This window comes from Sphaerisporangium sp. TRM90804 (assembly GCF_029846175.1).
Classification (GTDB): Bacteria; Actinomycetota; Actinomycetes; order Streptosporangiales; family Streptosporangiaceae; genus Sphaerisporangium.
The window spans coordinates 109,782-123,184 of record NZ_JARWAC010000023.1; the positions used below are offsets into that span (position 1 = coordinate 109,782).

Consider the following 13,403-nt stretch of genomic DNA (forward strand, 5'->3'; position numbering starts at 1 on the left):
CGTCCGAATCACTCCTCACCGATGATTTGGTATCAGCCCTAATGAGTTCACACCGCGTTTTCTTGGGGGCGAGCGGCGTCCTGAACTGCCGCTATCGGCTACGAGTAACGCTGAGTGGTGTCGCGGAGACGAAAAGCGCGTTGACAGCCCCCGTCAGCCCGATCATGATTGCCGCGTTTGATCACTTTTATGTGTGCTTTATGCGGTCCGCAGGGGCGCGGCGCCGCTAGTCGACGGGGCTTTCCGGAGGAATGGCGTGCGCTTTCAGCGTGCTCAAATCTGGCTGTTCGTGTTCCTTTCCATCGCCTTGCTGGTGTCCAGCATCGGCGTTGTGACCGACCTGGTGTCGCCATCCTCTCCGGATGCTTCCCAGGAGCAGTCGGTGGAGGGGCAGCCGATCAAGAAGGTCGCCGATGTGCGGGGAGTGGAGGACGCGCCTCCCGCAATGGAGCGTTCCGGCGAACCGGTGTGGCCGAAGGCCGGATCGGCCGAGGTGACGTTGGGAGAGAGCCTCACCAAGGTGCCCGACGTCCCCTTGGCGGTGGGAAAGGTGCCCGGCACCGGCTCACCGGGCAAGGTTCGCGTGGAGACGCTGGGGGCCGACACGGCTAAACGTCTGGGCGGGGTGGCGACAGGCGTGCGCGTCACGCGCGCCAACGGCGTGACCGGCACCGGGCGGGTGCGGGTGAGCGTCGACTACGCCGGGTTCGCCAACGCCCATCCGGGCGGATACGCCGCGCGCCTGGGCCTGGTGCAGATGCCCGCCTGCGTACTGGCTGCCCGTCCCGACTCCGCCTGCGCGAAGGCCGCGGAGAGGGCACGAATGATCCCCGTGCGGAACGACCTGGCCGGACGGCGGCTGGTCGCGGATGTAGAGGCGGCGCCGGGCGCGTCCCAGACGGACGGAAACGTCTACGTGGTGGCCTCGGCGGCAGCAGCGGACAATCCCGACTCGTCGACGGGCAACTTCGCCGCGACCGATCTGAAGGCGGCCGGCTCCTGGCAGGTCGGCCTTTCGGGCGGCGGCTTCTCCTACTCCTACCCCATCCCGGTGCCGCCCCCGGTCGCCGGCGAGGCGCCCAGCCTGGCGCTGTCGTACTCCTCTTCGGCGATCGACGGCTTGACCAACTACACCAACAACCAGGCGTCCGTGGCCGGCATGGGCTGGGAGGTCTCCAGCGGGTTCATCGAGCGCCGGTTCCGCAACTGCTCAGACGACGTCGCCGAGACGAACAAGAACACCGACCAGCGCAACTGGAAGCACCTGTGCTGGGAGTCGCCCGACGAGAACGACGGCGACGCGGCGACCACCGACTACACCACCTCTCACCTGGTGCTGTCCCTGGACGGCAAGTCGTCGCCGATCGTCAAGGACAAGACGTCCGGTGGCTGGAAGACCGTCGAGGACTTCGGCTGGCGGATCGAGCTGCTCACCTCCAGTCAGACGAGCCAGTCGTTCTGGGTCGTCACGACGACAGACGGCACGGTGTACCGGTTCGGGTACCGCCGCGACTCGATGTGGCAGACGGCTCACGTGGGCGACGATCCGGGCGAGCCGTGCCGTGCCCAGTACTCCACCAGCGGTACGCCGGGGCTGTGCAACGCCCCGTGGCGGTGGAACATGGACCAGGAGATCGACCCCAACGGCAACGTGGTCGACTACACCTTCGCCCGCGAGGAGAACTGGTACTGCAAGGTCGTCGGCGCGCTGTGCCAGCCGGGCCCGCTGGGAGACGGCCGCGCGTTCCGCGTCCCCTACGACCGGGGCGGCTACCTCAGCCAGGTCGCGTACGGCCGCAACACCCGGGTGACCGGCTCGGCGCACACCGCCAGGGTGACGTTCAACGCCGTTGACCGCGGCACCCCGCCCGCGTCCGGCGTGCCATGGGACAACGACACCCCGACCGACCTGAACTGCCCGTCCGGCCCTTCGGACGTGATCACGGCGTGTGACATCCCCGGCCCGGCGTTCTACATCACCAAACGGCTCAACACCGTCGTCACCTCGGTGCACAACCCGAGCACCAACGGCTGGGACGAGGTGTACCGGCTGGAAGCCGGCTACAAGTGGGTCTACACCAACATCGTCCCGCCGCTGTCCCCAACCGGCCCGGTGCTGTGGCTGGACACCCTGCGCCCGGTCGGCCTCGCCGGTGACGGCCCCGACATCCCGCTGCCCCCGGTCGACTTCGAGGCCGCGCTGCTGGACAACCGAGCGGACTACAACAGTTCCCAGGGCAAGGCGCGCCTGCAATTCCCCCGCGTCATCTCGGTCTACAACGGCCTGGGCGGCCGCACCGACGTCTCCTACGGCCAGGCCAATCCCTGCCCGTACCCGTCCGGCTACCCGATCACGGGCTGGGACGCCAACGTCCGCGACTGCTACCTGGCCACGCTCGGGACGTACTACGACAGCAGCGGCATCCCCCGCACCACCCGGGCCGTCTACATGAAGTGGCTCGTCACCAAGGCCGTCGACAAGGATCTGGTCGGCGGCTCCCCGGACGTGCCCACCTGGTACCAGTACCTGGGCACCCCGGCGTGGGCGCGGGCCTTCAACTACATGCGGGCCACCACCAACAACGGAGTTCTGTGCACCCCGCCGGTCACCGGCTACTGCAAGACCCTGACCGAGGACTGGGACGAGTTCCGCGGCTACCAGACCGTCCGCACCATCAAGGGCGAGGGCACGAGCCCTGACGACTACAGCGTCTCCACCACCGCCTTCTACCGCGGCATGTACGACGACCCGCGCGCCAACGGCACCACGAAGCAGACCACCATCACCGACTTCGACGGCAACACCTACCCCGACCGCCGCGTCCTGGTCGGCCGAACCCTGCAGGAACAGACCTGGCGCGCCACCACCCTCACCGCACAGGGGGCGGTAACCTCCGCCGCAGGCGGCCAGGACGGACAGAGCGCACAGGCGCTTGCGATTCCCAGCGGCGCGAAGGTCGCCGGGGCGATCGGGGTGCTCGCCGGAACGGTGGCCAAGAAACTGACCAGGCAAGCGCTGCGCTGCACCTATCCCACCTGGAGCAGAACCCAGCTGTACGGCCGCGGCAGCCGGGTCACCTGGCGCGACCACCACTGGGAAGGCAAGAACCTCAACATGGGCATCGGCGCCGAACCCGGCGTCGACTCCTCCTGGGCCGACCTCGGCATCTGCGCCGACCCCACGCCGACCCCCACCCCCACAGGCTCTCAGCCTCCCGACCCGACCCCCACCACACCCCCCGGCAACGGCGGTCCTGCACTAGGCGGCTACGTAGAGGTCGGCTCCACACGTCACGAGTACGCCACCCAGTCCACCGGTGACGGCCCAGGCATCTACGAACCCCTGCTCATCAACGCCACCCGCCAGGTCACCCGAGAGGCCGTAACCACCGGCTTCCGCTACACCGACCAGCGCACCACGTACGACGGGTACGGCCTCCCCACCAAGGTCAACGACTACGGCGAAACCGGCAAGGCCGACGACAACACCTGCACCACCACCACATACGCCAGAAACACCACAAAGTGGCTCCTCAACTACCCCGCCACAGTCGAACGCCGAGCCGGCGACGCCTGCACTACCGGCATCCTGCTAGCGAGGGCGATCACGCTGTATGACGGCGCTACCGTTCCATCGAATGCGCCGACTACCGGCAATCCGACTACCACACGAAGCTATGCAAGTGAGGCTGATGCAAGCGCGGCGCACTCGACATACGACCTTTACGGTCGGGCTGTCTCGGTCACGGACACTCGCGGTAAGGTCTCCACCACAGCTTATAGTCCAGCAATTGGATATCCCGCCAATGGCGTAGTGTCGACAAACCCGCTTGGGCACACCACCACGACTTGGACCTCGGCGGCGCATGGAAAAAGTGTAGCTGTGCGTAACGCAAACAGGGGTGATGTCGCAATCGATTACGACTCACTCGGTCGGACGGTGAAACTGTGGAATCCGGAGAAACCCAAGAGCGGGGAGACGCCGGCGGCCACCGTCGCCTACCACATCACCTTCAATGGAGGACTCGGCCAACCGTCTGGGCCTGCCCGCACTACAACGAGTACCCTGCAGTCGGGTTCAGGCAGTACAGCTCAGTGGGTAAGCCAGCATACGTATGTTGACGGCTTCGGGCGGACCCGTGAGCAGCAGTCCACTTCGCCGGTGGGTGGGCGGATTGTGAATGTCACCTCGTACGAAGCCCGAGGCTTCGCGCAAGTAAGCTCCCGGCCCTTCTTCAACACCGCCAACGCAGGAAGTGGTCTAGTCAATCCGACCCCGGCCGGGCTACCACAGTGGACTAAATCTCTGTATGACGGCGCTGGGCGCAAAATAGCCGAGATTGAAAACGCTGGCAACGACGAGCTGCGGCGAACCACCACCAAATTTTTCGGCGACCGATATGAGGTCGTTCCGTCTGTCGGTGGAAAGACTGTGAGCCACATTGACACCAAAGACCGTGTCACGAAGGTTGAGGAGTGGGTCAACGAGGACACACATTATGACACGACATACGCTTTTGACCCCGGTGGTCAGCTGATCCAAATGCGTGACGCCAATGGCAATCGGCGAAGTTACACTTATGATCTGCAGGGTCACCGGTTGACGACGCACGACCCAGACTCTGGGCAAAGTCAAGACCACTACGACTCCGCAGGCTTACTTGCGTGGACGATGGATGCGAAGGGCCAGAAAGTCTCGTATTCCTACGACGACCTAGGGCGAAAGACCGCTCAATGGGCCGGAGAGCCCAACACGGGAACAAAGCTCACCGAGTACGTTTACGACACCCGTGCGATAGGCAAGGTGACCTCCTCGATTCGCTACCTGGATGGCAATGCCTATGTGGACGAGGTGATCGGGTACGACACCATGGGGCGCCCAACCGGCTCTACTTTGAAGATCCCTGCCTCTGAGGGGGCTCTCGCCGGTGCATATACTTTCACAACGACATACGACTCCGCTGGCATGACTTCCGAGGTTGGGATGCCAGCTGTCGGAGGGTTGCCTGCTGAGCAGATTCGTTCAACCTTCACAGAGCTAGGACTGGCCAAATCCCTGACATCAGATTTCGGTGGGGAGTTCACTTACGTTAAGGACACTACGTACACGTCGATCGGACGGATGGCCGGGCGGTCGTACGGATCTAAGGGGCAGGTCCAGCGCGACTTCACATGGGACGATGCAACTGGATGGCTGGTCAAGTTGACCACTACGGCCCACGCCGACTCCACTTCGCGCCTTGTGCAAGATGACAGATATAGTTACGACGCCGTCGGCCAAATAACACGTATATTAGACGCGCAGTCCACTATCGCCGGAAGTTCGTCCGGCCAGTCGGAATGCTTTAGCTATGACAAACTGCGGCGGCTCTCTGCCGCCTGGACGACGACCGGAACTTCCTGTTCATCGGAGGCAGATGGTCTGGGTGTAGATCCTTACAAGCAACAGTATTCCTACGACGCGGTAGGGAACATCACAGCTCTGACGGAGAATGATGAGACCTCCACCTATCACTATCCGTCACCCGGCCCCTCTGCTGTACGTCCAAACGCGGTCAGTTCGATAACTCGCCCAGATGGAAATGTCGACGGGTACGCCTATGACGCCTCTGGGCAGCAGACGGAGCGCACTACCGCTGGCAAGACGGCAACGGTCCATTGGAACGAGCTTAGTCAAGTTTCCAAGGTCACAGTGGCTGGCAAGGACACCTCGATGGTGTATGACGCCGATGGTGAACGGCTTATTCGTCGGGACCCTGAAGGGAAATCTACCCTCTATCTCGGCTCAATGGAGATCGAGTCCTCAGAGGGAGTGCTTACAGCCAAGCGTTACTACACCACCGCTGATGGCGCTGTCGTCGCCATGCGTATCGGCCGGTCCACTGGCGTTAAATGGTTGTTCTCGGGCTTGCACGGCAGTATGCAGATGAGTATAGACGACGTCACAGGCGAGGTAGGTCGTGAACGTTACCTGCCGTTTGGTGCGCGTCGTGGTGTCCACGATCTTCCTTTCACCGAGCGTGGATTCCTCGGAAAAGTCCAAGACGACAACACCGGACTGACCTATCTCTCCGCCCGATACTATGATGCTGCCATCGGCAAATTTATCTCGACTGATCCCTTGCTCGATACTCGTCGCCCGCAGTGGGCGAACCCATATGCGTATGCTGGCAACAACCCCGTCGGTTTTTCCGATCCCACCGGGTTGTCGCACTGTAGTAATAAAGACGCTGACTACAATGCCTGTTTGCAGGATGAAAGCCGTAGAAAATGTACGAAGCTTTACGGCAAGAGTACTTGTCAGCAAATGTGGCGCGCCGCCGGTGAAGTGAGGCTGATCAAAGACTTCATCCGTGACTGTGCTCCTCCCTCTGCAGGCAAGATAAACGTGTGCGGCACCATGCGTCAGCTTCTTGGCCTGACGAATGATCAGGTCGACGAGATTCTGGAAAGTAAGGTGAAGCGGACGGCCTTGTATAAGGCCGTAGAGATCTTCGCCGGAGATGCGATGGCCTGCCATGACGGGAATGCCGCGTCCTGTCTTTCGATGTTGCAAGACGGAATAGGAGGTCCGGGTTCTCGGGCACTGAAGTACCTGGGTTCGGTGTTCAAGAGCTCGGCGAAAACTCTTGGGTGGATTGGTTGCAGTAGCTTCATCCCTGGCACCGGTGTCCTAATGGGCGACGGAACACGAAAAGCCATCGAACTAGTTCAGGTTGGCGAAAAAGTTGTCGCCACCAATCCAGATACGGGCGACACATCGGCGAAGTTCGTGGTTGGGCTGGTAACTAGCGGCGGATACAAGGATCTTGTCCGGATCACGGTTGACATCGACGGTCCCACAGGAAGCCGCTTGGGAGAGGTGGTCGCTACGAGTGAACACCCCTTCTGGGTCGATGGTGCCAGCCGTTGGTTCAATGCGTCGGACTTACGAGTGGGCATGCGGCTTCAGACATCGGGCGGGGACACCCTGCAGATCGTTGGTATCTCGGTAGACCGGCAGGTTGCGCAACAGGTGTACAACCTGACGATCGAGGACTACCACACGTACCATGTCTCTGTCGGATCTGAGGTCGTTCTCGTTCACAACAGTGGGTGCTTGAATGCCGCGGAGCAAGCTACGCTGAGTCGACTCCAAAAGATATTTCCGGAGGAAAACCTTGTTGGAGTCAACCTGCCTGATGGTGACTTCATCGGCAAGAGCGGCAAGTTTGATGCGATGGGCGCCCCTCAGGCGTCCGCACACTGGTCACGACAGAAAGGCAATTTTCTTGCACAGATTAGGCGCCATGCCTTAAAGTCGGACTACGCCGTGGTTGACCTGACTGGATTTACCAAAGGGCAGATACGAGAAGTTATGAAGTACATATCAACTCTGCCTCGTAAAGTGCAGAATCGTCTGATCGTCCTCGATGACGCTAAGATTATCAATTGAAGGGACCATATGTCTTCGTTGATAGCCTGGGATGATGGGGAAGTATTTCTAAGGAGTACAACTTTCGAGGAGCTCCTTGCCCCCATAGCAAAGTCGAGCGCCACGCCGTTGGATCGTGAGTCGCTTAGTGAGGCCCTAGCCATTGGAGGTCTGTGGCCGGAGAACCAGTTGGATGACTCGCAGCGTCCTAGAGTGCTTCACGCGATAATGAAGAGAATTGACAGTTTGACCGAGGCAGCTCACCATACCGGTCAGTCACATATGGTGGATGAGATGGGCCGTCTCCGTACAGAGATGACGCGTCGCTATCCTTATCTGGAGACTTGATTTCACATCACCTGACCGGTGCGTGTCGTGCTCGACCACGTGACCAGCCGCTGGGCGTATGGGTGCTGCTCTTCGCGAGGAGGGGCTAAGATTTTCTCAACTGCGCGAGCGCATAGAGGCATCCGCGAGAAGATGCAAAGATACGCAGGGCTGAGGAATGCCAGGAAGTCATGTGTCTGACCAGACGAGCCCGATCCATGAGGGTGTACGAAATCGGCATGGGCTGGGAAGACGCGACCGAGTTGCTCTGATGTGATGACCCTCGAGGTCGATGCGGCGTTCGCGCGCGGGGAGCCCTTGGTCGGGGTGGCCGTCATGGCGGAGGTTGACGCGCCGCTAGCAGGGGGACGAATGAACGGCTTCTATGGTTTGCTGGACGGTCATCTGAAGGCGGCGGCATTCTGCTTCGTCCATTCGGTGAATGGGCGCGGAGGCCGGCCGAGGATTTGGTGGGCGTCGGGGGTTGGGTGCTGTTCGGTTGGCGTGGGGGAACCGAGGATGGGGAGCGCGGCGTCTGTTACTGACTCGGGCATGAAGTGCAGCATTTGTTCGCGGGCCTCGGCGGGGGATTGCTCGATGAAGCGGATGGGGGTGCCGAGGGCGTCTTCTATCGCCTGGCGCGGGCTCGGGGGGAGATGGGGAGGGGGGCCGGTGAGGGTCTAGGTCTGGCCGGTGCGGGCTTGTTCGCGCAGGGCCAGGGTGGCGATGTCCGCGGGGTCGATGCTGGTAAGGGCGCCGTCGGGGAAGTGACGGCGACCGTGCGGGTTGATCTGCGGGCAAGGCTATAGAGGGAGAAGATGACCCCGGAAGTTGATGTTGACGTGCTTGTCGAGAAAGCCAAGGACGGCACGTTGAAGGATGGGGAGATAAGGCGCGTGGCGGAGGTGTTGAGCACGACTCCTCCGCCAGACGAGGTCTATCGACTGCTTTACGTCATCGCGCGTTCTCGGGCGCAGTCTTATGAAAGATTGGTCCCCGGGTTCTTGTGGCACCGCGAGGATCCCACTGTCGCCCGATTGGCGTTGCAGACTCTCTGCGCGTTCTGGGGCAAAGGCGAGCAGTACCTCCATGAACTGCGCTTGTTCGTGAAGGGGGTGGACTGGGACTCCGATGATGATGTCAAGGGGGTCGCTGTATCGGCTGCGGGGGAGTTGCTGAGGAAGATCACCGACTGTGAACTGCTCAATAGTCTTATCGATGAGGCGACCTCGTTCGATGACGATGTCAACCGTCGAGTGGCGATCGAGGCGTTGGCGAGGGCGCTGGGTGACTCATACGAGGCCATGGCATCCTTCGAGCCCTTCACCAAGAGCCAGTGGGAGGATCGCGTTGTGAAGCGGGCGGAGGCGCGTAGGGCCAAGGAGTGCGGCTGATGGCGATGAGCCCCAGAGACTGGTGCGATCTTCGGTGAACGGGTGCGGAGGACGGCCGAGGCGGCATTGAAGCACTCAAGGTCATTTCTGTGGTTCAGTCAGTCTCATGCGGGCTGCTCCTAAATGCTTTGCTCGCCGCTGGTGTGCCCTGGGATGCTCGGCCGGAACGGAGAGGAAACGTCACAGTGGCCGTCACCGCATCCAGCAGGTCGTCCGATTCCGGGCCGGAAGTTCGTACGGTGGCCGGGGTGCTGCGCGGGGGGTGGGAGGCGGGGCTGGCGGTCTTTCGTGGCATTCCGTTCGCCGAGCCGCCGGTGGGCGCGCTTCGGTTCGCCGCGCCGCAGCCCGTGCGCGGGTGGGACGGTGTGCGGCCGGCGGTCGCGTTCGGGCCGCCGCCTCCGCAGTCCGGGGTGCTCGGGGGGTCCCAAGACGCCACCGGGGTCGACTGGTTGACGGTCAACGTCTGGACGCCGGAACCGGGTGCGGCGGCAGGGTTGCCGGTGATGGTGTGGATCCCCGGCGGCGGTTACGCCGTGGGCGACTCCAGCCGCCCGGAGTACGACGCGGGGCACCTGGCCGGGAGCGGAACCGTGGTCGTGACCCTCAACTACCGTCTCGGCATCGAGGGGTTCGCGCAGATCGGCGGAGCCCCGGCCAACCGAGGGCTGCTCGACCAGGTCGCGGCCCTGCGGTGGGTGCGGGACAACATCGCCGGGTTCGGCGGCGACCCGGACCGGGTCACCGTCTTCGGCCAGTCGGCGGGCGGCGGATCGGTCGCCGCGCTGCTCGCCATGCCGCGCGCCGCCGGGCTCTTCCGCCGGGCGGTCGCGCAGAGCGTGCCGGGGACGTTCTTCTCACCCGAGCTGGCCGCCGACATCACCGCCGCCTGCGCCGCCGAGCTGGGAGCGCAGCCCACGGTGGCAGGCCTGTCGGCGGTGGCCCCGGGCCGGCTGCCCGCCGCGGGCGACGCGCTCTTCGCCAAGATGGCGCAGGGGTGGGAACGCTGGGGGCAGATCACCCACCGGCCGATCCCGTTCGCGCCGGTCGTCGACGGCGACGTCCTGCCGGCGACCCCTTGGCGGGCGCTGGCCGACGGCGCCGCCCGGGACGTCCCGCTTCTCGTCGGGCACACTCGTGACGAGCACCGGTTGTTCAGCCTGATCGACGGCGTGCTGGGCCAGGTCACGCACGAGCAGACCGAGACCGCCCTGCGCACGCTCGCCCCCGGCCCCGACGGCGCACGCCGGTACCGTGAGACGTTCCCGGCCGCGGCCGACGAGGAGCTGTACGAGCTGGTCAACGGGGACTGGCTGTTCCGCATGCCGAGCCTGCACCTCGCCGACGCGCAGATCGCCGGCGGCGGGCAGGCCCACCTGTACGAACTGACCTGGCCCGCCCCGGGGCTGGGCGGCGCCCTCGGCGCCTGCCACGGCCTTGACGTGCCGCTCGTCTTCGGCAACCTGAGCAGCGGACAGACCGCGGCGCTGATCGGCGACCCGCCCTCCCCGGGGGCCCGGGAGCTGTCCGCGCGGATCCGCGGCGCGTGGACGGCGTTCGCCGCGCACGGCGACCCGGGCTGGCCCCCGTACGACGCCGGCCACCGCCTCGCGCAGCTCTTCGACACGCCGTCGACGGTCACCGCCTACCCGGAAGAGGCCTCGCGGTCGCTGTGGCGGGACCACACCTTCCCGGCGCTCCCGCTGCTCGCGCGGTAGACGGTTACTCAGGCCGGAAGGGCTTTGCCCAGGGTGGGGACGTTCAGGCGGTGAGTGTGGCCAGGTAGGCCTCGTGCAGGCGAGCGCGTACGGTCTTGCCGTCGGGGGGCGGGGCGGCGGGGATGCCGAGGTGTTCCTCGCGGAGTTCGGCCATGAAGCGGTCCCAGAGTTCCTGGCCGCCTTCTTCCAGGAGTCGCGCCCGGATGGCAAGGTCCTCGGTGACCGGCAGCCAGCGACGGCCCCACGTGCCGAGGGCGGCCATCACGGGCACGAGTTGAATGGACGCCTCGGTCAGGCTGTAGATGGTCTTCTGCTTGTGGCCGGGGTCGGAGCGCTTCGTGAGCATGCGGAGGTCGACCAGGTGTCTCAGGCGGCTGGCCAGGATGTTGGACGCGATGCCCTCTCGGGAGCCGTTCTGCAGCTCACGGAAGTGCCGTAGCCCGCCGAAGATCATGTCGCGGAGGATCAACAGGCTCCACTTGTCGCCGAAGACCTCAAGGGACAGGTTGATCGGACATCCGGAGCGATGCGCGTCGGTCATCGGCATCCTCTTCCTCCGCGGACTGGTTGCGTATCGCAAGCAGTCTAGCCTAGGTTGGGAAACCGCTTGCGAAATGCAAGCAGTCGTCCGGATGTGAGGAGCCCGCCATGGGAAAGCTGATCTACTCGATGATCACGTCACTCGACGGCTACGTGAGCGACGCGAACGGCGACTTCGGCTGGGGGGCTCCCGAGGAGGAGTCGCACACGTTCATGAACGAGCACATGCGTTCGTTCGGCACGTACCTGTACGGCCGCCGGATGTACGAGACGATGGTCTACTGGGAGACCGCGCACACGGTCCCGGACCAGCCGCCGTTCATGCTGGAGTGCGCGCGGATCTGGCAGGCCGCCGACAAGGTCGTCTACTCCACCACGCTGAACGAGGCGGCCAGCGAGCGGACTCGGATCGAGCGGGCGTTCGACCCCGATGCGGTGCTGAAGCTGAAGGCCGAGGCCGACCTCGACATCAGCGTGGACGGGCCTCACCTGGCGGCACAGGCGATCAGGGCCGGGCTCGTCGACGAGTACCAGCTCTTCGTCGGGCCGGCGATCGTCGGCGGCGGCAACCGGTTCTTCCCCGACGACGTGCGCGTCGACCTCGAACTGCTGGACGAGCGGCGCTTCGGCAACGGCGTGCTCTACCTGCGTTACGGCGTCAAGGACACCGCGCGCATGACGGTGTAGAGCAGCACTCCATGAGTCTCCGGAACCTGGCCTGGGGCGCGCGTCGGTGGAGCGCCGTACGGCGGCGCCGGGTTCGCCGTACAAGCCCCCGCCGTATCGTCGCCGTGTTGGCGGGGGTGGCGTGAGCCGGGGGGAGGGGCGCCAGCGTGCCTGAGGGGAGGAGCGGCGGGGTCTTGCGCGGTGGTGGGGGGCGGGCCGCGTGGGGGTCGCTCTTAGGAAGGCAGTGCCGAAGACTCCGGTCCGGGGGACGGTGAGTGGTTCATCCGGTGGATGGAGCCGGGTGGGCGGTTAGGCCGATGGGTGCCGCTGGGTGGGCGGTTGGTTCGGTGGGTGGGGTGTCAGATGACGCGGGCGACGGCGCCTATGGCGCCTACGCCGCCGGGGGTGGGGAGGGCGAGGTTGATTTCGGGGCGCCACTCGCTCAGGGAGACGATGCCGGGGTCGGCGATCTCCAGGCCATCCAGGAAGGCGGCGAGCTGGGCGGGGTTTCGGGACGTGGTGCCGGGGACGGAGGTGCGGCTGAAGATCTGCTGGCCCTTGCGGTCGCGGTCCTTGTCGACGGTGTCGATGGAGCCGTGCGAGACGGCCAGGTGGCTGCCGGGGACGAGCGGGGCCCGGAGGGCTGTGACGATCTTCAGGGCCTCGTCGTCGTCCGGGATGAAGTGCAGGACGCCGAGCAGGAGGACGGCCACCGGCTCGGAGAAGTCCAGGTGCTCGTGGATCTCGGCACGGTCGAGCAGGGCCTGGGTGTCGCGCATGTCGGCGGCGACGGCGATGACGCGGGCGTTCTCGGCCAGCAGGGCCCGCGCGTGCGTCATCACGATGGGGTCGTTGTCCACGTAGACCACGCGGGACTCCGGGGCGAGGTCCTGGGCCACCTGGTGCACGTTGCGCTGGGTCGGCAGTCCTGCGCCGACGTCGAGGAACTGGCGGACGCCCTGCTCGCACAGGTAGGTGACGGCCCTGATCAGGAACTCGCGGTTCTCGCGGGCGATCTCGCGGACGTTCGGCAGCAGCTCGATGATCTTCTCGGCCGCCTCGCGGTCGGCGGCGAAGTTGTCCTTGCCGCCCAGGTAGTAGTCGTACATGCGCGCCACGCTCGGCGTGTACGGATCAACACCGGCCGGCACCTCGAACTCGCCCACGCCACTCCTCGCCCGCTGAAGTAGTACATCCAGCATCGTAGGGCCTCTGTGCCCCATCGCAGATCTTGTTCCCGCATTAAGGGACACAGAGTGACGGAGGGTGCCTATCTGGACGAACGCCAACGGGTTGAGCGTCCCCGGTTGTGAGTGGGCGATGACCGGCGGGAGCGGATGCCCGCCG

6 protein-coding genes are annotated in these 13,403 nt (G+C 64.5%); 4 read left to right on the plus strand and 2 right to left on the minus strand.

Annotated elements, in window-relative coordinates; translation table 11 throughout:
• Positions 1–256: 256 nt before the first annotated feature.
• The 3 genes from PYR91_RS27390 (at position 257) to PYR91_RS27400 (ending at position 10,850) form a co-directional block, all read left to right on the plus strand.
• Positions 257–7,435 (plus strand): polymorphic toxin-type HINT domain-containing protein, encoded by a 7,179-nt coding sequence (locus PYR91_RS27390; RefSeq protein ID WP_279784271.1) that lies wholly within the window; start codon positions 257–259, stop codon positions 7,433–7,435.
• 1,124 nt (positions 7,436–8,559) lie between these two features.
• Positions 8,560–9,135: a hypothetical protein gene (locus tag PYR91_RS27395; RefSeq protein ID WP_279784273.1), complete on the plus strand. Its 576-nt coding sequence runs from the start codon at positions 8,560–8,562 to the stop codon at positions 9,133–9,135.
• 185 nt (positions 9,136–9,320) lie between these two features.
• Positions 9,321–10,850: a carboxylesterase family protein gene (locus tag PYR91_RS27400; protein WP_279784275.1), complete on the plus strand. Its 1,530-nt coding sequence runs from the start codon at positions 9,321–9,323 to the stop codon at positions 10,848–10,850.
• A 43-nt stretch (positions 10,851–10,893) separates the two neighbouring features.
• Here PYR91_RS27400 and PYR91_RS27405 read toward each other — a convergent pair whose 3' ends face one another.
• Entirely contained in the window at positions 10,894–11,391 is a 498-nt protein-coding gene (locus PYR91_RS27405) for a helix-turn-helix domain-containing protein (RefSeq protein ID WP_279784277.1), read from the minus strand.
• A 107-nt stretch (positions 11,392–11,498) separates the two neighbouring features.
• Here PYR91_RS27405 and PYR91_RS27410 point away from each other — a divergent pair, with 107 nt between their 5' ends.
• Positions 11,499–12,077 (plus strand): dihydrofolate reductase family protein, encoded by a 579-nt coding sequence (locus tag PYR91_RS27410; protein ID WP_279784279.1) that lies wholly within the window; start codon positions 11,499–11,501, stop codon positions 12,075–12,077.
• A 338-nt stretch (positions 12,078–12,415) separates the two neighbouring features.
• Here the strand turns inward: PYR91_RS27410 and PYR91_RS27415 are convergent, their stop codons facing one another.
• Positions 12,416–13,222, minus strand: coding sequence for an SAM-dependent methyltransferase (locus PYR91_RS27415; RefSeq protein WP_279784281.1), 807 nt, complete (start codon positions 13,220–13,222; stop codon positions 12,416–12,418).
• Between the last annotated feature and the right edge of the window lie 181 nt (positions 13,223–13,403).